Below are 20,872 nucleotides of genomic sequence, written 5' to 3'. Positions count from 1 at the left end.
AGTTTTCCATATATATCAACGGCAACTTTGTATTCTTGTGCATTAGGCCACGCAAAGCTATGAGTGGTGTGAAAGGAATGCCCCACATGAATTCCCAGTTCGCCTCCACTTTCGGCCTGATCGCACCCGGTTTTCCAGCCGCCGCCGGCAGCACGGTCCAGCGGGTCTATGATGATCTCAGAAAACGCATCATCACCATTCAGCTGCCGCCGGACACCACGTTGTCACGCACTGAGCTTACCGAGACCTATGAAGTCAGCCAGACTCCCATTCGTGACGCGCTGCAACTCCTCAAACAGGAAGGCCTGGTTCGCATTTATCCGCAATCCCGCACTGTGGTGACCAGGATCGATGTCCTGCAAATTTACGAGGCGCATTTCCTTCGCGTCGCACTGGAATCGGAAGTCTGCCGCCGTCTCGCGACCGATCCGGATCTCGATCCGAGCGTCATCACCCGAGCCCGCTCGATCATCAAAATGCAGTCGGCCGTCGCTGACGACGTCGATCAGATTGCCATTTTTCAGGAGCTCGACGAGCTCTTTCACCAGACATTGTTCGCCGGCGCCAAGCGCAGCAGCCTGCATCAGCTGGTTCGTGAGCGGTCCGGTCATCTCGAGCGCATTCGTCGTCTGCATCTGCCCGAGAAGGGCAAGATCATGAGCATCCTCGATGGTCACCACGCCATCATCGACGCAATTGCCGCCCGCGACGAACAGGGTGCCGTCGATGCGATCCGTGAGCACCTCAGCCAGACCGTCGCAAAAGTCGAAGAACTCAGGAAGGAGTTCCCCGATTACTTCGTATAATCTGGCCGCGCCGCGGGTTTGCGCCAGACTCAATTGACCGGCGTCAGCAGCGGCCTGCCTGCGAAGAAGGCGGCAAGGTTGTCGACCGTCAATTGTGCCATCCTGTCGCGCGTTTCCTCGGTACCGCTGGCGTGATGGGGATAGAGCACGACGTTATCGAGGGCTGCCAGGCGCGGATCGGGATTGGGCTCGTTCAGGTAGACATCGATGCCGGCCGAAGCGATCCGCCCTTGCTGCAGGGCCGCGATCAAGGCCGGCTCATCGACCACGGTGCCGCGGGCAATGTTGATGAAGCTGCCAGCCGGTCCGAGCGCATTCAGCACTTCGGCCGAAATCAACCCTTCGGTCGAGGGCCCGCCCGGCGTCGCCACGATCAGGATATCGGCCCAGTCGGCCAGTTTTACCGGGTCGGCGAAATAGGCAAACTCGTTATCGGCCTTTTTCGTCCGCCCATAATAGCCGACCGTCAGCCCGACAGCCTCGCATCGCCTGGCAATCGCCATGCCTATGCGCCCGAGACCGACGATGCCGGCCCTTTTGCCCGCGGTCGACGTCGTCAGCGGCATCATGCCTTTCCGCCCCCAGTCACCGGAACGCACATAACGATCGCCTTCCGGCAGGCGACGGCGCGCCGCCAGCATCAGAAGCAGCGCCATATCGGCAACATCGTCGCAAAGCACCTCGGAGGTGTTGGTGAGCTTGATGCCGCGCCGCGTCATCGCCCCGACATCCATCTGATCGTAGCCGGCCGAGGAACACGCGGCCAGCTTCAGTGCCGGTAATTTCGTAAGCAGGGCTTCGTCGATCGTCACATGGCCATTGCAGACCAGGGCCGTGCAGATCGGGCCGGCTTTCTGAAGCAGCGCATCCCGTTCCTCGCCTTCTACAAGATCCAGCCGGTGCAGCATATAGGTCTCCTCCAGCATTGCCATCTGACGGGGCCGGAGCGGATAGGCGACGATGACATCGGGTTTCATGCGGAAACGAGTCCTTCCTGTTCATGACGTGCGGCGCGGCGCCTGGCCTGGATCTTCGGATCGGGATCGAGGCTGGCGGCAAGAAGCGCCCGGGTGTAGGGATGGGCGGGCGCGTCGAAGATCTGGGCGACCGACCCCTCCTCGACGATCTCGCCGGCCTTCATGACGATGACACGGTCGGCGAAATCGCGGACCACCGGCAGGTCGTGTGCGATGAAAAGGTAGGACAGACCGAATTCGCGGCGCAGGCCCTCGAGCAAGGCAATCACCTGCGCCTGGATCGACACGTCGAGCGCCGAAACCGCCTCGTCGCAGATGATCAGTTTCGGCTCCATCGCAAGCGCGCGGGCAATCGCGATGCGCTGGCGCTGGCCGCCGGAAAATTGATGCGGATACCGGTCTGCCATATCCGGCTTCAGGCCAACCTTGACCAGCAACTCGGCCACCCTCTCCTTCCACCTTGCTTTCGGCAGGATATCGGGGTGAATGAGCCAGGCCTCGGAAATCAACCGGAATACGCTCATTCGCGGGTTCAGTGACTGGGTCGGGTCCTGAAAGACCATCTGCAGATCGCGACGCAGCCCGAATATTTCCCTTGGACTCATCGCCAGCAGATCGTTGCCGCGGTAGAGGACCTGGCCCTCCTGCGGATCATCGAGGCGAACGATCGCCCGGGCAAGCGTCGACTTGCCGGAACCGCTCTCGCCGACAACGGCAACGGTTTCGCCTGGCATGATGACGAGGTCGACGCCCTTTAGCGCCTGGAATGCGCCAAAACTCTTCTTCAAGCCGGTGGCGCGCAGCAGCGGTTCGCCCTGCCGGTCACGCTCGTGCGCCATCGCGCCCTTGCCGGGTGCGGCGGCAATCAGCTTCTTCGTATAGGGGTGCTGCGGATTGCGATAGACTTCGGCCGCATTGCCCGTTTCGACAATGCAGCCGGAATTCATCACCACGACCCGGTCGGCGATTTCCGCAACGACGCCGAGATCGTGGGTGATCAGCAGCAGGCCCATTCCGGTTTCCTGCTGCAATTCCTGCAGAAGTTCGAGCACCTGCGCCTGCACCGTAACATCGAGCGCGGTGGTGGGTTCATCGGCAATCAGGATGTCGGGCTTGCACGCGATCGCCATGGCGATCATCAGGCGTTGCCGCTGCCCGCCGGAGAACTGGAACGGATATTTTCGCGTCGCCGCCTGCGGATCGGTTATGCCGACCCGCTGCAGGAGTTCCAGCGCCCTGGCACGGGCTTGCTCGGCAGACCGACCATGTGTGGTCATCATTTCGGTGATTTGCCAGCCGACCGTGTAGACCGGGTTGAGATGGGCCAGCGGGTCCTGAAAGATCATGGCGATCTTGGCGCCGTTGATCGAACGCCGCTCCTCGGACGTCATCTTTAGCATGTCGCGCCCTTTGAGCAGAATGGTGCCGCTGGTGATCTTGCCGGGTGGCATGTCGATCAGGTTCATGATCGCCGAGGCGGATACGGACTTTCCCGAACCGCTTTCCCCGAGGATTGCCAGCGTCTCGCCGCGATCGAGATGCCAGCTGACATCCTGCACCGCCTTGACGGTGCCACCGATCGTGTGGAACTCGACCGAGAGGTCACGCACTTCCAGAAGATGTTCAGCCATTTTTTCTGCCCCTCATTTCAAGGCGCCAGCGTTGCGTCGGATCGAGCGCAATGCGCAGCCAGTTCGACAGAAGGTTCAGCGACAGCGTCGTCAGGATGATCGCAAGGCCCGGCCAGAAGGACAGCCACCAGGCATTGGTGAGATAGGGTCGGCCTTGGGCAACCATGAGGCCCCAGGTGATTTCAGGCGCCTGAATGCCGATCCCAAGGAAGGACAGCGAGGATTCCGCCAGCATGACGAAGGCGAAATCAAGCGTCGCGATGGTCACCAGCGTCGGAAAGATCACCGGCAGGATGTGATGGAAGACAATGCGCCAATAGGATGCTCCCATGACCTTCGCAGCCTGCACGAACATTCGCTCGCGCACCTCAAGCACTTCGGCGCGGGTGGTGCGCAGATAGATGGGAATGCGGGTGATCGCCAGGACGATGACGATATTGGTGACCGAGGGTTCGAGCATATAGAGCACGATCACCGCCAGAAGCAGCGACGGAAAAGACATGATGACGTCGCCGAGGCGCATGATCCATTGAGCGGCGGAAGAGCGGCTGTAACCAGCCACCAGTCCCAGGCCCGTGCCGACGACAGAGGATGCAAGCACCGCCGCCGCGGCAACCAGGATGGTATTCTGTGCCGCCACGATGACGCGGGCAAGCAGCGGCCGGCCCAGCGCATCGGCTCCAAGGACGTAAAGCAACCCCCGGGTGATATCGAAGGGCGGCGCGTTTCGGCCCCGCAGGTTCTGCTTGGTGGCGATGCTCTCCAGCAGAAGCGGGCCAAACAGCGCACAGAGAAGAACGATCAGGAGGAAAAGAGCGGCAAAGAACGCCAGCTTGTCGGCCCACAGCATGGTCAGCCAACGCCCGATCGGGCCGCTCGGTTTTTTGTCGACGAGGATCTGCGTGTCGGTCATCGTCATCGCTCAATACCGGATACGCGGATCAAGCAGCGCATAAGCGATGTCGATCAGCAGGTTCATGATGAAGATCGCCAGCGCCGAGACCATGATGACGGCCAGCACCACGGCGAAATCGCGAAGCAGGATGGAATCGATCATCAGCTTGCCGATTCCAGGAAAACCAAACACCGTCTCGACGACAACGGCACCGTTCAGGATGGCGGCCGCCTGGTCGCCGATGACGGTGATCACCGGCAGCATGGCGTTGCGCAGCCCGTGAACGAAGATGATCGAGTTCGAACGGACGCCCTTGGCGCGAGCCGTCTTCACATAGGCGGACGACAGAACGCTAATCATCGAACCGCGCACCACCTGCAGGATCAGGCCGAAGGGACGGATGAACAGCACGCTGACCGGTAGCACCCAGTGCCAGAAAGTTCCCGTTCCCGATGTCGGCAGGACATGCAGTTTGACGGCGAAAATGACGATTGCCACGATGGCAAGCCAGAAATCCGGGGCCGCAGCGCCGATCAGCGAGAAGAAAGTGGCAAGACGGTCGAAGACGCCGCCGACGCGAAACGCCGCGAGCGAACCAATGACGATCGCAGCGACCGTGACCAGCGCCATGGTGATGACAGCGAGCCAGAAGGTCCAGACGAAGGCCTCGAGCACGACATCCATGGCGGGACGGGCTTGGCGCAGCGACTGGCCGAAGTTGCCCTGTGCGAGATCTAAGACATAACGGCCGAACTGGATAATCAACGGGTCGTTGAACCCGTTCATTTCACGGAACTGCTGGCGCATTTCCGTGGTCGCATCAATCGGCAGGTAGAGGTTGGTCGGATCGCCGGTCAGCCGGGACAGGAAGAAGACGATGACGATAAGCACCACCAGCGATACGCCGCTGGCGATCGCACGTTTGCCGATGAAACTCTTCATGCCACTCCTCCCGAGTGAAACCCATAGGGACCGTTAGCCTGGTCATCGCATCCTGCTCGTCACACACCTCCGACGGCAAACTGAAATATTAGTGCATCTAGAATTTTTGTGAACCCCCTTTCTGAAAATCGTCAGCTCTTGCCAACCGGGGGCTTTCGCCGCCACGCCATGCCGCCCGTCGCGATAATGGTCGCGCCGATGATGACCGCCGCTCCAATCCACATCTGCGCAGCCGGAACTTCGGCGAAAAATACGAAGGCCATCAGTGCAACGACCGGCAGCCGGAGAAAGTCGAGCGGTGCCAGAACGCTTGCCGCCGCCATACCGAAGGCGCGCGTAATCAGCGTCATGTTCAGTGCACCGAGTGCCCCCTGCATGGCAAGCAGCCCGAGCTGGCTCCAGCTCGGCATGGACCAAATCGGCAGCATGACGATCAGGCCAAGCGGCACCGTCGCTATCAGATTCCATGCAACCAGCCGGTCCGCACTATCCCTCAACGCCATCCGCCGCAGCATCAGCTGGCTCGCCGCCGTCAAAACCGCTCCTGCCAGCGCAAAAAGCAGCCATTGATCGAAACCGGACGCTCCGGGGCGAATGACGATCATGACGCCGATAAAGCCTGCGACGATGCCGGCGACGCTGGCGACGCCGACACGTTCCTTGAGCACAAGCCACGCACCGAGAACGAGAAACATCGGCATGGTGAAATTGATCGCCGTGGCATCGGCGAGTGGCGCATGCGCAAATGCGATGAACAAGGCAACCAGTGAGGCAAGCTTCAGACCCGCCCGTACGACATGCAGAACACGATAGGGTGAGGCTTTCAGGCTGACCCTGGACACGATCCACGGCGAGACGGCAAGAAGTCCGAAAAACGACCGGAAAAAGCCGATCATCAATGGATGCACGTCGCCGGCCAGCAAGCGCACGATGATCGCGTCGAGACTGTTCAAAAAGGCTGCGGCCACCATCATGCAGACGGCGAGGCCAGTGCGACCGGGCTGCATCACGCTTCTCCTGAATGAACCAATGCAGGCCACGCCATATCGGCCACTCGATACGGCTGCGCGCCGACCAGCGTTCTGCATCCGCTATCTGTCTATAACGTGGTCTTATCGCGATCCATTAGTCACCGTCCATACTAAAATACAAATATATTAGTTGAAGCTCGAAGCCAGGCGAATTGACGTGATGCACGTAGGGCGTTGAAAACCGCACAAAAATTCCGGCGATTGATTTCGCTGGTATACGGATTCGTGGGCTTGAAAGAATCGAAGGAATACACTTTATGTGGGATGATGAGCCGTAAAACTACCCATGATAGAGAAAATGCTGTCATCCATCCCCGTTGGAAGGTTGGCCACGTCTCTTTAATCCGACGGTTCCGAAAGAGCCTGATCTCCTCACCCCCAAATTAGCCGCCCAGCAACCGTGACTTTCCAGCCGCCTCTCACGCCTGAGAGCGGCAAGGATATGTCCGGGAATTTCGCAATCTCATAGCTACCTTCCATAAGGATATCTCCATGAAGCTTACGCGCAATCACCGCCTGATGATGGCAAGCACCGCCTTCCTGGCCCTGGCCGGCCCCTCCTTCGCGCTTGACGGCGCTGATATGATGAAGAAGCTCAATGCCGCCACCAGTGCCGGCGGCACGGTCATCACCTTCGAAAAGGCTGATGTCGATGGCGATACGGTCACGGCGACAGGCGTCCAGGTGGGATACGCGAACCTGCCCGGCGAAACTCTGAAGATCGGCGAGCTCACCTTCGAGGGGGTCGAGGAAACCGAAGGCGGCGGCTACCACGCTAAATCAGTCTCTTTCCCGGATATCGACATGAGCCAGGAAGAAGGACGGTTTTCCGCAAAGGACATCGAGATTGCTGGCCTGACGATTCCGGCCAATGCTACCGGCGACACGCTGAACGACATCCTCCTCTATGAGACCGTCAGCACCGGGCCGATCGCCGTCAACATCAAGGGCAAGGACGTGTTTGCCATCGAAGGCATCGAGTCGAACCTCGAGCGCCAGGATGGCGGATTTACCTATGACGCCAATGTCGCCGGCCTGAAAGCCGACCTGTCGCAGGTCGAGGATGCAAGCGCGAAGGAGGCAATCGAGAAACTCGGGCTGGCCACGCTCGACGGCGCGGTGACGATGAAGGGCAGCTGGGAAGTCGAAAGCGGCAAGATTGCCGTCGACGAATACGCTTTCGACTTCAAAAACATCGGCCGGCTGAATATCGCCGTCGACTTCTCCGGCTATACACTCGCCTTCGTCAAGTCGTTGCAGGAGGCGGTGAAGACGGCCGAGGCCAATCCGAACAAGGAAGAGGCCAACCAGGCCGCCGGCCTTGCGATGTTGGGGCTGATGCAGCAACTGACGTTCAACAGCGCCTCGATCCGTTTCGACGATGCCTCGATCACCAAGAAGGCGCTCGACTATGCCGGCGCGCAGCAGGGGGTCACGGGCGACCAACTGACGCAATCGCTGAAAGGTCTTGTGCCGATGATGATGGCGCAGCTCAACCTGCCGGAATTGCAGAACCAGGTGTCGGCTGCCGTCAACGCCTATCTCGACGGGCCGAAAAACCTGACGATCAGCGCCGCACCGGAAAAACCCGTTCCGTTTCCGATGATCATCGGCGCGGCCATGGGTGCGCCAAACACCATTCCTTCGGTGCTTGGCGTCAAGGTCACCGCGAACGATTAAGCTGGCCGCTCAGCCGGGGGCGGGTTCCGACCTGCCTCTGGCTCCCTCCGGGAAAGCCACGGATCGGCGATTCCTGCGATTGCCCTAAAGCTCGTCGCTGCGGCGCCTCACGGCGTGCTTGAGCGCGATCATATGCCTTCTCCGCTCCAGGACATAATCGGCATAACCGACGCAGAAGAACAGCAACGTGGGGCCGGCATAGATGACGATCAGAGCCAATGCGATAAGGATGAATGCAGTCGTCATGATCTTGTTTCCATCATATTGGTCGCGCCGCATTTAAAGCGGTGACAGCGGATGGCCTCATCTCAACATTCGCTGTCCTTATTTGTAGAAAATTCGCCGGCTGCGTATTCGTTCCTTCCCCGCTCGATTTCCGTTCGTACGACGGAAGCTGGTGGCTGCTTCGATATCGATCATCCACGAGGCCTCTCCTCCCGCATTGCCGCCGTCACGCGCTTGAGCAGCGGGACCGACAGCAGATCCTCCAGCAGAACCGAGAGCTTCGGCTTCCAGTTCGGATAGCTATGGCTGGTGCCTGGAATATTGGTCGGTCTTTTCTCGTCGGTGAGATCGGCAAGCCGCACGGCGGTCAGGAGCGATGGGGTCCGAGCAATGAAACGGTAGGCGCTGACGGTCAGATCTTGCAGCGTCTCTTGGCTTGCCCGCGCCGCCATAAGCTGGGGCGGCACGTCGAGGCCGGCGGCCTTGAATGCCGCTTTCAGGTGCCTCCGCTCGCGCTTGCGGTGTTTGAAATGTTCTTCGGTGAGATCGGGCGGTACGATACCGTGTTCACAGCGATCCTGAATGTCGGCGCCACGCCACCAGCCGGCAAGCGTCTGGTGGTCATGCGTCGAAATGCAGGCGAGCGCGAGGACGGGATAGGCATCGGCCGGCTGGAAGCCATTCTCGTCCTGTTCGTAGGAAAGGATCCGATAGGAGAGAATTCCGGCAGCCGCCAAATCCTCCTGCAGTCCTTTGGGAATCATTCCCAGGGATTCTCCGATGACCAGGCATCGATGTTCGGCCGAAGCCTCCGCAAGGATCTGCAGCAGCCGGTCCTCGGGATAACGGACATAGGCGCCGCTGTCCGGCCTGTCCCCTAATGGCACCAGGAAGAGGCGGCGAACCGCCGGGGCGTGGTCGATGCGAATGGCGCCCGCATAGCGCATGGCGGTACTCACCATGCGCCGGTAAGGCGACATCCCGCCTCCGGCAATTTTGGAAGGCAGGTATCCGGCAAGGTGCCAGTCCTGCCCCTCTATGGCGAATGGATCGGGAGGGCTGCCGATCGTGGCCTTGGAGACGTAGATGTCAGGCCCGCTCCACGTTGCCGAACCGTCGACCGCCTCTCCGACGGCAAGATCGAGATAAAGCCCTATCCTGAGGCAGGCCTTGCGCGCCCGATCCGCCGCCTGCATCAGCTGGCAATGGGCAAGCCATTGCAGCCACATATGGAAGCGAACGTCATCTGCGTGCTCGCGTTCGAATTCGCCGACAGCGGCACTGTCGAAGCGCCGGAACTCGGCTGGCCACCGTTGCCAACCGGCGCCCGCCCCGTGCTCGACCATGGAAGAGGAGAGGCATTCGAAGAGCGCATGTAGCCGCAGGCTGTCGCCTCCTTGCGCGACAAAGGCGTCGAAATCGGCCGGGTTATAGTCCTCGTCACCAGCGTGGCCTTGTCGCCACGCCGGCCAGAGATCGCGCAGGGCGGCGAGCTTGGTTCGCGCGACGCCGATGTAGTCGACGAGATCCGATTGGCGAAGGCGCTCCAATTCCCCTTCGAGTTCGGGACAGCCGGCAAAACCCGGCACCTCGTCGACCGCGATATAGAGCGGGTTGAGATGCTGGCGGCTTGAGGGTTCATAGGGGCTGCAACGGTTGGGATCGGCGAGGAACGGTGCGTGCAGCGGGTTGAGGCCGATGAAATCCGCCCCCAGCGATCCCGCCAGATCGGCCATATCAGCCAGATCCTTGAAGTCTCCTATGCCCCAGTTGCGTGCCGACCGGAGCTCGTAAAGCTGCAGGCTCACGCCCCAGACTTTTGTGCCGGAAAGGAAGTCCGGCAGAAATGATACCGGGATCTTCCGGCCGCCCGGCTTGCCTTGCCGCCCCTGCGAGCCAGTCAGCGGATCCGCCGTCGCCGTCAACTCGATATTGAGCGCCGAGAGTATTTTGCGCTTGGTCGCGACGGAAACCGCCACCTCCCGGTTCTCGGGGCTAGGCCTTGTCGGGCTGATGCCGTGGAGGCGGGCGAGCTTGTCGAGTTCAGCCGATTTCATCATTCGACCCTTTCCTCCGTCCGTCACGCCTCGCTGATGCTCCAGATCACCGTCCAGGGCGCCAGAGCCCCGCCATCGTTCCCACCGAGGCGGAATATGGTCTCGGCGCCCTGCTGCGAGGGGAGCGCCGCCGCCGCTTCGTTGCCAAGGTTGGCGCGCAAATGAAGACGTCGGCCCTCCGCAAGGGTCCAATCCACCGCGATCGTATTTCCCGCCGCGCGGTAGACCGCGCCTCCGGCGGCGGCCCCCTTCAGCAAAGGCACGATCCGCCGGTGCCGGAGGTCGAGAAGTGTCCTGTAATAGTCAAGCAAATCAGAGGAAGTGCGTTTCGACCAATCCAGTTTGGCCGCAGCAAAGGTCGATGGCGCTGTCGGGTCGAGGAGGTCGTCGGCGTCGAAACCCGGCAGACGAGAAAGCTCCTCGCGACGGCCTTTCCTGACCTTCTCGTTCAGATCTTCGTCGAAATCGCAGAAAAAGGGAAAAGGCTCTCTGGCGCCCCACTCCTCGCCCATGAACAGCATCGGTATCTGAGGCGCGAGCAGGTAGATTGATGTGACGGCCTTGCCGGCATCGGCCGGGCTCGACGCCAGAACCCGGTCACCCAGCGCCCGGTTGCCGATCTGATCATGGTTCTGGATGAAGGAGATGAAAGCGGTCGGCGGCAGGTGGCCGCTCGGCCTGCCACGGCTTGCCCCCCGATAAGGCATATGTTCACCCTGGAATACGAAACCTTCCGCCAGCGCCCGGCCGAGCTTGCCGGCGTCGCCGGCATAATCGGCATAATAGCCGAAGGTTTCACTGGTGGCGGTGATATGCAGCACATGGTGGAGGTCGTCGTTCCATTGGGCGGTGAATAGCTTCGCTTCGCCTTCTTCGTCACGCTTCAGCAGATCGCTGTCATTTTCCTCGTTTTCGACAATCAGATGAACAAACCGGTCGCCGGCCGCAGCCCTGACGCGGCGCGCAAGCTCGTGAAGCAGATGCTCGTCGCTATCGTCCTTGATCGCGTGAACGGCATCGAAGCGGAAGCCGTCTAGCCTGAATTCGGTGATCCAGTAGATGGCATTCTCAATGATGAATTCGCGGATCATCTGCGATCCGTCGCCGTCATAGTTGATGCCGTGGCCCCAGGGCGTCTTGTGGTGATCGGTAAAGAGCGGCGCATAGGAGGGGATATAATTTCCGTCGGGCCCGAAGTGGTTGTAGACCACATCGAGGAACACCGAGATGCCGCGCTGATGCGCTGCATCCACCAGCGCCATGAAATCCTCCGGCCTGCCATAGCTGCTGTCAGGAGCATAGGGCAGAACGCCGTCATAACCCCAGCTGTAACGGCCAGGGAATTCACTGACCGGCATGATCTGCAACGCCGTAATACCCAGCGTCTGCAGATGATCGAGCCGCTCGATCGCCGCCGTGAAACTGCCCTCCGATGTGAAGCAGCCGATATGCATCTCGTAGACGACCATCTCCTCCCAGGGCCGGCCGGTCCAGTCGCTCGTCTTCCAGCCATAGGAGGAAAGATCGACCACTTCGCTCGGACCATGCACATCCCGCGGCTGGAACCGCGAGGCGGGATCGGGAATTTCAAGGCTGTCCGGCAGGAGGAAGCGATAGCGCGTGCCGGGACGGGCAATAGGAACCATGCACCGATGCCAGCCACCGTCCCCCAGCTGCATCGGCTGCGGATCGGCACCTTCGATTTTCAACGACACGCTTTCATGCAGAGGAGCCCAGAGCCGAAACAAAATACCGTCTTCAGTGAATGCCGGGCCGAACGTCATATTGGTCAACGGAAAACCTTCGATGAAGTGAGGATGGATTTGGGTAACTTTTGCGGGCGCAAAAAGTTTCGTTCGCACGTGGAGCATGCGCAAGCGACCGCCGTCACCGGATAACATATTCACTGGCTCAGAAGAGGCCGCCTCAGTCGAACCAGGTCGATGGCTCGCGCATCCCGTGGACAATCACGACAATTTCAGCGCCATAAATCGTGGGCTCATAGATGGCGATGTAGCGCCCCTCGATGACCAAACGGGCAGCAGGGCTAATATCCGGTCGAGCAGGCCCCATTTCGGGATGGGTGGCAACCAGCTCGAACTTATCGAAAAGCTTTTGCAGGAGTCTGTCCGCTGCCGGTTCGTTGTGAACGGCGATCTTGCGCCAGATATCTCCCATCTGACGCTGCGCACGTGGAGATAACTTATATTTAGCCACGGGCTGCGCGTTCTGCTTTCAACTCTTGCAGGAAGCGCGCGGGATCAACCTCTTCGGGTTCGCCGCTGGCTTTACCCTCAGCATACTCCCGCTTGAGCATTTCCAGCTCAAGCGCGCGCATTTCCTCACGCTGCTCCAACAGCCGCAGGCTATCGCGCACGACCTCGCTGGCGCTGGCATAGCGTCCGCTTTCGACAAGCTCACGGACAAGCCCTTCATAGCGAGGGCCAATATTGTAGCTGGAGGGCATAGCGATACCTTTTCGTTGAGGCGATATTATCAGTTTTTGATAAAGCGACAACTACAACTGTCCGCCGACCCATGATTGCAAGACGTTTCAACCGTCACGCCGCCGCGACTTTGCCTGAGAGTGCCTTATCCATGGCCGCCTGAAGCTGCTCCTGGGTGAAAGGCTTCGTCATCCTGAGCATGCGGCCGAGGCCGTGGTCTTCGGAAAACTCGGCATAGCCAGAGGCAAGGATGATGGGCAGGCCTGGGAAGGCCGAACGAAGATGGCGCGCGAGCTCGGCGCCCGTCATGCCGGGCATGGCATGATCGGTGATGACGAGATCGCAATCCCGTCCGTCGGCCAGGAATTCCAAGGCCTGCGAGGCGGAAGAGGCCTCGCGCGGCAAGTGTCCGAGATCCTCCAGCATCGCCACGGTTCCCGTCCGGACAAGAGCATCGTCGTCGACGACGAGGATGGCGAGCGATCTCGACACCGGTTTCGGAGGCTCCGTCGCCGCGGCCTCGACGACGGGCTGCGTCCTGACGAAGGTCTCAGCGACGGGCAGCCACAGGGATACTGTCGTGCCCTTGCCCCTCGCGCTCGATATCTGGATCGAGCCGCCCGATTGCGCCGCCAGGCCATGAACCATCGAAAGGCCGAGGCCGGTGCCCTTGCCGACTCCTTTGGTGGTAAAAAACGGCTCGGCGGCACGTGAGACCGTTGCCTCGTCCATGCCTTCTCCATCGTCCGACACCGATATTCTGATGTAATTGCCGCCCACCAGACCGGCCGGGCGGGGCTCATCGGCGTGAGTGGCCGCAACCGTCACGGCGCCGCCGCTTTCCAGCGCGTCGCGGGCATTGACGAACAGGTTGAGCAGCGCCAGTTCCAGCTGGTTGCTATCCACCAGAAGCGGCGCCAGATCGGCCGGAATGCGCTTGCGGATTTCGATACGCGGCCCCACCGCCTTGGCGAGAAGATCCTCGACGTTTTCGAACAGTCGGAGGAAATCGACCGCCTGCGGCTTCAGCTCCTGGCGGCGGGCGAAGGCAAGCAGGCGCTGGGTCAGCGCCGTGCCGCGCTCGGCCGCCTGGATCGCATTGGTCAGCAGACGTTCGCTGCGTTCATCCACCGGGAGCCGCTTCTTCAAAAGGTTGAGACTGCCGAGCACGGCCATCAGAAGATTATTGAAATCGTGAGCCACGCCGCCAGTCAGATGGCCGATCGTGTCGAGCTTCTGCGCCTCGAACAGCTGCGCGAGCGCCTCTTCGCGCTCGCGCGTCCTTTGATCGATCCGCTGCTCGAGCTCCTCGTTGAGCTGACGCAACTGGGCGGCCGAGGCCTCGAGTTCGGCGGTTCGCTGGTGAACGCGAGCCTCCAGATCGGCGTTCAGGCGTTCGAGCTCCCGCGTCTTCCTGTAGAGATCGGCAAAGACCCTGACCTTGGCCCTCAGCACCTCTGGTACGATCGGCACGGAGACATAGTCGACGGCGCCGACCGCATAGCCGCGCAGCCGGTCGGGTTCGGCCAGCATCACCGCGGAAACGAAGATGATCGGCGTGTTCTGATAACGCGGGTGTTGCCGGATCATGCCGACGAGCTCGAAACCGTCCTGTTCCGGCATGCAGACATCGACGAGGATCACCGCGATTTCGGTGCGCAACAGATGCTCGAAAGCTTCGCGAGCGGACTGCGCCTTGATAAGGTTTTCCTCTAGCTCCTCGAGAATGACCTCATAGCTCAGGAGTTTCGCAGGCTGATCGTCGACGAGAAGGATGTTGACGGGGTTCATGGCCGGGTCCTCAGCGATGCAGCCACATGCGAAGCGCCGACAGAAGCTGTTCGGTATTGACCGGCTTCGCCAGGTAATCGGATGCGCCGGCTTCCAGGCATTTCTCGCGGTCACCCTTCATGGCCTTGGCCGTCAGCGCCAGGATCGGCAGCCGCCGGAACCTCGGCTCCGAACGGATGACCTGCATCGTCTCATAGCCGTCCATTCCGGGCATCATGATGTCCATCAGCACGATCGCCACGGAAGGTTCGTTGTTGATGACGTCGATGGCTTCGCTGCCGGTCGTCGCCGTCAGAACCCTCATTCCCCGGCGCTCCAGCACGCTGCTGAGCGCAAAGATGTTGCGGGCATCGTCGTCGACGAGCAGCACGGTCTCGCCGACGAGATCCTCGTCCGAACTGTGCAATTCCTGCAGCGTTGCCTGTTTTGCCGCCGGCAGGTCGGCGACGACCCGGTGCAGGAACAGAGCCGTCTCATCGAGCAGACGCTCCGGAGACTCGACGCCCTTGACGACGACGCTTCGGGCCATGCTGTGCAGCGTCGCATCTTCCTCGGGAGAAAGCTCCCGGCCGGTGAACACCACAACCGGTACTTCGCCGATGTCGGCGTCGTCGCGTATTCTCTCCAGGACTTCGAAGCCGGACATGTCAGGCAGCGAAAGGTCGAGCACCACGCAATCGGGCGGATCCTGCCTGAGGGCGGCCAGCGCTTCCGATCCGGAGCCAACGCTTGTGATGTCGATGTCGTCATGTCCGAGAAGCGCTGTGACGCTCAACCGCTCGGGCTCGTTGTCTTCGACGAGCAGCAGATGCTTGCGGCGCGGTTGCGCATAGGCCTTCAAGCGCGACAGCGCCTTGCCTAGGCCCTCAGGTGTCGTCGGCTTGCTCATGAACGCGAAGGCGCCGCGAGTCAGCCCGTGCTGGCGATCCTCGTCGAGGCTGATGATTTGCACCGGGATATGCCGCGTCTGCGGGTTCTGCTTGAGCTGGCTGAGCACCGTCCAGCCGAGCATATCGGGCAGGAAGATGTCGAGCGAGATCGCAGCCGGCCGGTAGTCCTGCGCGAGAACAAGCGCATCGCTGCCGCGCATCGCCACCAGTACCTTGAATCCGTTATCGCGGGCAAGATCGACAAGGACACGGGCGTAGTGCGCATCGTCCTCGACGATAAGCAGCACCGAGTCGCCGGCCGCGATCTGGTGGCGATCGTCTTCCACATGTTCGATGGTCTTTTCGGCCCGGCGGCTTGCCGCCGCCTCGGCGAATTCCACGACATTTGCCGAGGGAACGGGTTTCGGCGAAATCGCGCCGGCACCGACATAGGTGAGCGGCAGATAAAGGACGAAGGTGCTGCCGACCCCCGGCGTGCTGCGCAGCTGGATCTCACCGCCCAGGAGGTTTGCCAGTTCGCGGCTGATCGCAAGACCTAGGCCGGTGCCGCCATACTTGCGGCTCGTCGAGGCATCCGCCTGCTGAAACGCCTCGAAAATGATGCGTTGTTTCTCAGGCGGGATACCGATGCCGGTGTCGACGACTTCGAAGGCGAGCACCGAAGGCGCATGTTTCAGCGACGGATGATCCGGCGACCAGCCGCTCGTTGCCAAGGCGACGCGAAGCGTCACGCCGCCCTGCGCGGTGAATTTGAAGGCGTTCGACAGCAGGTTCTTGAGAATCTGCTGCAATCGTTTGGAATCCGTGATGATGCTCTTCGCGACATCGCCGATCTCGACCGCGAACGACAGGTTCCGGTTTTCGGCCTCGTGCCGGAAGGGCCGGGCCATCACCTCGAGCAGGTTGCTGACGAAGATCTCCTCGGCATCGACTGAAACCGTTCCGGATTCGATCTTCGACAGATCGAGGATATCGCTGATCAGGTTCAGGAGGTCGGTTCCCGCGCCATGGATCGTCTTGGCAAACTCGACCTGTTTGCCCGACAGGTTGCCGTCGGGATTTTCGCCGAGCTGCTGGCCGAGGATGAGGATCGAATTCAAAGGCGTACGCAACTCGTGCGACATGTTGGCGAGGAATTCAGATTTGTACTTCGATGTCAGCGCCAATTCGGTGGCCTTTTCCTCCAGGGCGCGCCGGGCCTGCTCGATCTCCTGGTTCTTCGCCTCGACCTCGACGTTGCGTTCTTCGAGCTGCTGCGCCTTCTGCCCGAGCTGCTCGTTGGTCTGCTGCAGCTCGCGCTGCTGCGTCTGCAGCTCGGCGGCGAGTTTCTGCGACTGCTTGAGCAGACCTTCGGTCTGCATGGTCGCTTCGATCGAATTGAGGACGATACCGATCGACGTCGTCAGCTGGTCGAGGAAGGACAGCTGCAGCTCGGTGAATTCGCCGGCGGAAGCAAGCTCGATCACCGCTTTCACCTGCCCCTCGAAATGCACCGGCAGCACGATCGCGCTTCGCGGCAGCGTCGTGAACACGCCCGAACTGATCGGAACGACATTGTCGGGAAGGTCGGTGATGAGGATGCGGCGGGCGTCGCTGGCGCACTGGCCGACAAGTCCCTGGCCGAAATCGAGCCGCAGCGGATGTGCCGCCTCGACCCCTTGCGCATAGACCGACAACAGCGACAGGAACGGCTGCTCCTCATCGGCGTCGACCTGGTAGATCACCCCCTGATGCGCGCCAACGAGCGGCGCCAGCTCAGAGAGCATCATCTTGCCGACCAGCGTCAGGTCGCGCTGGCCCTGCAGCATATTGGTGAAGCGGGCCAGGTTGGTCTTCAGCCAGTCCTGTTCGGTGTTGCGCTCGGTGGTCAGCCGCAGGTTGTCGATCATCGTGTTGATGTTGTCCTTGAGCTCGGCCACTTCGCCGCGCGCGTCGACCTGGATCGAGCGCGTCAGGTCGCCCTTGGTGACGGCGGTCGCCACCTCGGCGATGGCGCGCACCTGCGTCGTCAGGTTGGCGGCAAGCAGATTGACGTTACCGGTCAGGTCCTTCCAGGTGCCGGCGGTGCCGGGCACATTCGCCTGGCCGCCGAGGCGGCCCTCGACGCCGACCTCGCGCGCCACCGTCGTCACCTGATCAGCGAAGGTCGCCAGCGTGTTGGTCATGTTGTTGATGGTTTCGGCGAGCGCCGCCACCTCGCCCTTGGAGGCGACGGTAAGGTTCTGCTTGAGGTCGCCGTTCGCCACCGCCGTCACCACCTTGACGATGCCGCGGACCTGCTCGGTCAGGTTGGCGGCCATGACGTTGACAGTATCGGTCAGGTCCTTCCAGGTGCCGGCAACACCCGGCACCTGCGCCTGGCCGCCGAGCTTGCCTTCGGTGCCGACCTCGCGGGCAACGCGCGTCACTTCACCGGCGAAGGCGTTGAGCTGGTCCACCATGGTGTTGATGGTGTTCTTCAGTTCGAGGATTTCACCCTTCACGTCGACGGTGATCTTGCGCGACAGGTCGCCTCGCGCCACCGCCGTCGTCACCTCGGCAATGTTTCGAACCTGGGTCGTCAGGTTGGCGGCGAGCAGGTTGACGTTGTCGGTCAGGTCCTTCCAGGTGCCGGCGACGCCGGGAACCACGGCCTGGCCGCCGAGCCGGCCGTCGGTGCCGACTTCGCGGGCGACACGTGTCACTTCGCCGGCAAACGAGCGAAGCTGATCGACCATGGTATTCAAGGTATCCTTGAGCAGCAGGATTTCGCCGCGCACGTCGACAGTGATCTTGCGCGACAGGTCGCCATTGGCGATCGCGGTCGCCACCTCTGCGATGTTGCGCACCTGCGCCGTCAGATTGCCGGCCATGGAGTTGACGCTGTCGGTCAAATCCTTCCAGGTGCCGGCAACGCCGGAGACCTGCGCCTGACCGCCAAGCTTGCCTTCGGTGCCGACCTCGCGGGCAACACGCGTCACTTCACCGGCGAAGGCGTTGAGCTGGTCCACCATGGTATTGATGGTGTTTTTCAGCTCGAGAATTTCACCCTTCACGTCGACGGTGATCTTGCGCGACAGGTCGCCGCGCGCCACGGCGGTGGTGACTTCAGCGATGTTGCGAACCTGGCCGGTCAGGTTGGAGGCCATGGAATTGACGTTCTCGGTCAAGTCCTTCCAGGTGCCGGCGACACCCGGCACCTGCGCCTGGCCGCCGAGCTTGCCTTCGGTGCCGACCTCGCGGGCCACGCGCGTCACTTCCGAGGCGAAGCGGTTCAGCTGGTCCACCATGGTGTTCAGCGTTTCTTTGAGCTCAAGGATTTCGCCCGAGACCGACACAGTGATCTTCTTCGACAGGTCGCCATTGGCGATTGCCGTGGAGACTTCGGCGATGTTGCGCACCTGCGCCGTCAGGTTGCCGGCCATGGAATTGACGCTGTCCGTCAGGTCCTTCCAGGTGCCGGCAACGCCGAGCACATTCGCCTGGCCGCCGAGCCGGCCTTCGGTGCCGACTTCGCGCGCAACACGTGTCACCTCGCCGGCAAAGCCGTTCAGCTGATCGACCATCGTGTTGATGGTTTCCTTCAGCTCAAGGATTTCGCCCGACACGGTGACGGTGATCTTCTTCGACAGGTCTCCCTGGGCGACGGCGGTCGCGACCTCGGCGATGTTGCGCACTTGCCCCGTCAGGTTGGAGGCCATGGAATTGACGCTGTCGGTCAGATCCTTCCAGGTGCCGGCGACGCCGCGCACATTGGCCTGACCGCCGAGGCGGCCTTCCGTGCCGACTTCGCGGGCGACGCGGGTCACTTCCGAAGCAAAGGCGTTCAGCTGATCGACCATCGTATTGATGGTTTCCTTCAACTCCAGGATTTCGCCCTTCACGTCGACGGTGATCTTCTTCGACAGGTCGCCATTGGCAATGGCCGTGGAAACCTCGGCGATGTTGCGGACCTGCGCCGTCAGGTTGCCGCCCATCGAGTTGACGTTTTCGGTAAGATCCTTCCAGGTGCCGGCGACGCCGCGCACATTGGCCTGACCGCCGAGCCGGCCCTCTGTGCCGACTTCGCGGGCGACGCGGGTGACTTCCGAGGCAAAGGCGTTCAGCTGATCGACCATCGTATTGATGGTTTCCTTCAGCTCGAGGATTTCCCCCGACACCGTCACGGTGATCTTCTTCGACAGGTCGCCATTGGCGATGGCCGTGGAAACCTCGGCGATGTTGCGCACCTGCGCGGTGAGGTTGGAGGCCATCGAATTGACGTTGTCGGTGAGGTCCTTCCAGGTGCCGGCGACACCCGGCACCTGCGCCTGGCCGCCGAGCCGGCCCTCGGTGCCGACTTCACGCGCCACGCGCGTCACCTCGCCGGCAAAGCCGTTGAGCTGGTCGACCATGGTGTTGATGGTTTCCTTCAGTTCCAGGATTTCGCCCGAAACATCGACGGTGATCTTGCGCGACAGGTCGCCGCGCGCCACCGCCGTCGTCACCTGCGCAATGTTGCGAACCTGGGCCGTCAGATTGCCGCACATGGCGTTGACGCTGTCGGTCAGGTCCTTCCAGGTACCGGCGACGCCCGGCACCAACGCCTGGCCGCCGAGCTTGCCCTCAGTGCCGACTTCGCGGGCCACACGCGTCACTTCCGAGGCGAAGGAGCGCAGTTGGTCGACCATGGTGTTGATGGCTTCCTTGAGCTGCAGGATTTCGCCGCGCACGTCGACGGTGATCTTTTTGGAGAGGTCGCCATTTGCGACCGCGATCGTCACTTCAGCGATGTTGCGCACCTGCGCCGTCAGGTTCGACGCCATCGAGTTCACACTTTCGGTCAAGTCCTTCCAGACGCCGGTCACTTCAGGCACCTGCGCCTGCCCGCCGAGTTTTCCGTCCGTGCCGACCTCGCGGGCAACGCGCGTCACCTCGGAGGTGAAGACGCTCAGCTGCTTGATCATCGTATTGACGATATCGGCAGAGCGCAGGAACTCGCCTTTGAGCGCCCGGCCATCGACATCGAGCGGCACCGTCTGCAGGAGATCTCCCTTGGCGACCGCGGTGATCGTGCGAGTGACGGCTGTCGTCGGCCACAAGAGATCGTCGATCAGGCCGTTGATCGATCCTTCCATCTCAGACCAGGAACCATCCGACAGGCCGAAGCGTACCCGGGTGCTCGTCCGCCCATCCCGGCCGACGACCTGGCCGACATGCTCGAGCTGCTGGGCCATGCGTTGATTGCCGGCAATGATGTCGTTGAGGGCATCGGCGATCTTGCCGGTAACCCCGGTCAGATCCGACCGCATCCGCACGGAAAAATCGCCGCGCCTGACAGCAACAAGGACTTCCAAAAGCGCGCTGGCATCGTCGAATGCCATGGTTTTGTGGTCGTGGCCGTTGAGGCTTTCTGCCGCAACGCTATCGCGCGCGCGTTCACTGGTTTGGTTGCTCACGAAAATCCCCCTCTTCGACGATTGGTAATTTAGTGCTCGGCGCAGAAAATGGTATGGGGCGATCCCGCATACAGCTTATCATC

Annotated in this window: 15 protein-coding genes; 3 read left to right on the top strand and 12 right to left on the bottom strand. The window is 61.3% G+C overall.

Going from position 1 to position 20,872, the window contains the following annotated elements; translation table 11 throughout:
• Positions 1-86 precede the first annotated feature (86 nt).
• Positions 87-806, top strand: coding sequence for a GntR family transcriptional regulator (locus tag ATY29_RS00850; protein WP_003572711.1), 720 nt, complete (start codon positions 87-89; stop codon positions 804-806).
• 29 nt (positions 807-835) lie between these two features.
• Here the strand turns inward: ATY29_RS00850 and ATY29_RS00845 are convergent, their stop codons facing one another.
• The 5 genes from ATY29_RS00845 to ATY29_RS00825 all read right to left on the bottom strand — a co-directional run bounded on the left by ATY29_RS00845 (position 836) and on the right by ATY29_RS00825 (position 6,258).
• Complete coding sequence (locus tag ATY29_RS00845; RefSeq protein ID WP_097534609.1) at positions 836-1,783, bottom strand: 2-hydroxyacid dehydrogenase; 948 nt, start codon at positions 1,781-1,783, stop codon at positions 836-838.
• On the bottom strand, positions 1,780-3,414 hold the full coding sequence (locus ATY29_RS00840; protein WP_097534608.1) for an ABC transporter ATP-binding protein: 1,635 nt from the start codon (positions 3,412-3,414) through the stop codon (positions 1,780-1,782). The genes ATY29_RS00845 and ATY29_RS00840 overlap by 4 nt, the downstream gene beginning before the upstream one ends.
• A complete protein-coding gene (locus tag ATY29_RS00835) occupies positions 3,407-4,333 on the bottom strand; it encodes an ABC transporter permease (protein ID WP_172643056.1) in 927 nt (308 codons plus the stop codon). Before ATY29_RS00835 ends, ATY29_RS00840 begins: the two co-directional genes overlap by 8 nt.
• 3 nt (positions 4,334-4,336) lie before the next feature.
• A complete protein-coding gene (locus ATY29_RS00830; protein WP_003572715.1) occupies positions 4,337-5,251 on the bottom strand; it encodes an ABC transporter permease in 915 nt (304 codons plus the stop codon).
• A gap of 131 nt (positions 5,252-5,382) precedes the next feature.
• Positions 5,383-6,258, bottom strand: coding sequence for a DMT family transporter (locus ATY29_RS00825; RefSeq protein WP_097534607.1), 876 nt, complete (start codon positions 6,256-6,258; stop codon positions 5,383-5,385).
• A gap of 516 nt (positions 6,259-6,774) precedes the next feature.
• Between ATY29_RS00825 and ATY29_RS00820 the strand changes: the two genes are divergently transcribed.
• The gene (locus ATY29_RS00820) at positions 6,775-7,962 is read left to right on the top strand and encodes an aq_1923 C-terminal domain (protein WP_003572718.1); all 1,188 of its coding nucleotides are present in this window, start codon (positions 6,775-6,777) and stop codon (positions 7,960-7,962) included.
• Positions 7,963-8,046: 84 nt separating this feature from the next.
• Here ATY29_RS00820 and ATY29_RS36625 read toward each other — a convergent pair whose 3' ends face one another.
• The 3 genes from ATY29_RS36625 to treZ form a co-directional block, all read right to left on the bottom strand.
• Complete coding sequence (locus tag ATY29_RS36625) at positions 8,047-8,208, bottom strand: hypothetical protein (RefSeq protein WP_003572720.1); 162 nt, start codon at positions 8,206-8,208, stop codon at positions 8,047-8,049.
• 170 nt (positions 8,209-8,378) lie between these two features.
• Complete coding sequence (gene malQ / locus ATY29_RS00810) at positions 8,379-10,244, bottom strand: 4-alpha-glucanotransferase (protein ID WP_193550341.1); 1,866 nt, start codon at positions 10,242-10,244, stop codon at positions 8,379-8,381.
• Between the two features lie 23 nt (positions 10,245-10,267).
• On the bottom strand, positions 10,268-11,992 hold the full coding sequence (gene treZ / locus ATY29_RS00805) for a malto-oligosyltrehalose trehalohydrolase (protein ID WP_244597323.1): 1,725 nt from the start codon (positions 11,990-11,992) through the stop codon (positions 10,268-10,270).
• On the opposite strand from treZ, the gene ATY29_RS37355 reads away from it, so the two are divergent.
• A complete protein-coding gene (locus ATY29_RS37355; protein WP_244597324.1) occupies positions 11,897-12,142 on the top strand; it encodes a hypothetical protein in 246 nt (81 codons plus the stop codon). The two genes, treZ and ATY29_RS37355, sit on opposite strands and share 96 nt — an antisense overlap.
• A 28-nt stretch (positions 12,143-12,170) precedes the next feature.
• On the opposite strand, the gene ATY29_RS00800 is transcribed toward ATY29_RS37355, so the two are convergent.
• The 4 genes from ATY29_RS00800 to ATY29_RS00785 form a co-directional block, all read right to left on the bottom strand.
• On the bottom strand, positions 12,171-12,461 hold the full coding sequence (locus ATY29_RS00800; RefSeq protein ID WP_097534605.1) for a type II toxin-antitoxin system RelE/ParE family toxin: 291 nt from the start codon (positions 12,459-12,461) through the stop codon (positions 12,171-12,173).
• Positions 12,454-12,711, bottom strand: a complete 258-nt coding sequence (locus tag ATY29_RS00795) for a type II toxin-antitoxin system ParD family antitoxin (RefSeq protein WP_003572725.1) — start codon at positions 12,709-12,711, stop codon at positions 12,454-12,456. The genes ATY29_RS00800 and ATY29_RS00795 overlap by 8 nt, the downstream gene beginning before the upstream one ends.
• Positions 12,712-12,805: 94 nt before the next feature.
• Positions 12,806-14,482 carry a response regulator gene (locus ATY29_RS00790; RefSeq protein WP_003572726.1) on the bottom strand — a complete coding sequence of 559 codons (1,677 nt, stop codon included), beginning with the start codon at positions 14,480-14,482 and terminating at the stop codon, positions 12,806-12,808.
• Between the two features lie 10 nt (positions 14,483-14,492).
• A complete protein-coding gene (locus tag ATY29_RS00785) occupies positions 14,493-20,789 on the bottom strand; it encodes a HAMP domain-containing protein (protein WP_097534604.1) in 6,297 nt (2,098 codons plus the stop codon).
• Positions 20,790-20,872 lie beyond the last annotated feature (83 nt).

Origin of the sequence: Rhizobium hidalgonense, from assembly GCF_002914525.1 — a bacterium.
GTDB lineage: Bacteria > Pseudomonadota > Alphaproteobacteria > Rhizobiales > Rhizobiaceae > Rhizobium > Rhizobium hidalgonense.
The sequence above is the reverse complement of the archived record's forward strand: the minus strand, read 5'-3'. Positions and strand labels throughout refer to the sequence as shown.

What these genes read in the sequence shown, in the direction of transcription:
- ATY29_RS00825 (WP_097534607.1), bottom strand. Translation starts at nt 6,258, where the DNA reads ATGCAGCCCGGTCGCACTGGCCTCGCCGTCTGCATGATGGTGGCCGCA.
- ATY29_RS00790 (WP_003572726.1), bottom strand. Translation starts at nt 14,482, where the DNA reads ATGAACCCCGTCAACATCCTTCTCGTCGACGATCAGCCTGCGAAACTC.
- ATY29_RS00835 (WP_172643056.1), bottom strand. Translation starts at nt 4,333, where the DNA reads ATGACGATGACCGACACGCAGATCCTCGTCGACAAAAAACCGAGCGGC.
- ATY29_RS00830 (WP_003572715.1), bottom strand. Translation starts at nt 5,251, where the DNA reads ATGAAGAGTTTCATCGGCAAACGTGCGATCGCCAGCGGCGTATCGCTG.
- ATY29_RS00795 (WP_003572725.1), bottom strand. Translation starts at nt 12,711, where the DNA reads ATGCCCTCCAGCTACAATATTGGCCCTCGCTATGAAGGGCTTGTCCGT.
- ATY29_RS36625 (WP_003572720.1), bottom strand. Translation starts at nt 8,208, where the DNA reads ATGACGACTGCATTCATCCTTATCGCATTGGCTCTGATCGTCATCTAT.
- malQ (WP_193550341.1), bottom strand. Translation starts at nt 10,244, where the DNA reads ATGAAATCGGCTGAACTCGACAAGCTCGCCCGCCTCCACGGCATCAGC.
- ATY29_RS00820 (WP_003572718.1), top strand. Translation starts at nt 6,775, where the DNA reads ATGAAGCTTACGCGCAATCACCGCCTGATGATGGCAAGCACCGCCTTC.
- ATY29_RS00840 (WP_097534608.1), bottom strand. Translation starts at nt 3,414, where the DNA reads ATGGCTGAACATCTTCTGGAAGTGCGTGACCTCTCGGTCGAGTTCCAC.
- ATY29_RS37355 (WP_244597324.1), top strand. Translation starts at nt 11,897, where the DNA reads ATGCCAGCCACCGTCCCCCAGCTGCATCGGCTGCGGATCGGCACCTTC.
- ATY29_RS00850 (WP_003572711.1), top strand. Translation starts at nt 87, where the DNA reads ATGAATTCCCAGTTCGCCTCCACTTTCGGCCTGATCGCACCCGGTTTT.
- ATY29_RS00845 (WP_097534609.1), bottom strand. Translation starts at nt 1,783, where the DNA reads ATGAAACCCGATGTCATCGTCGCCTATCCGCTCCGGCCCCGTCAGATG.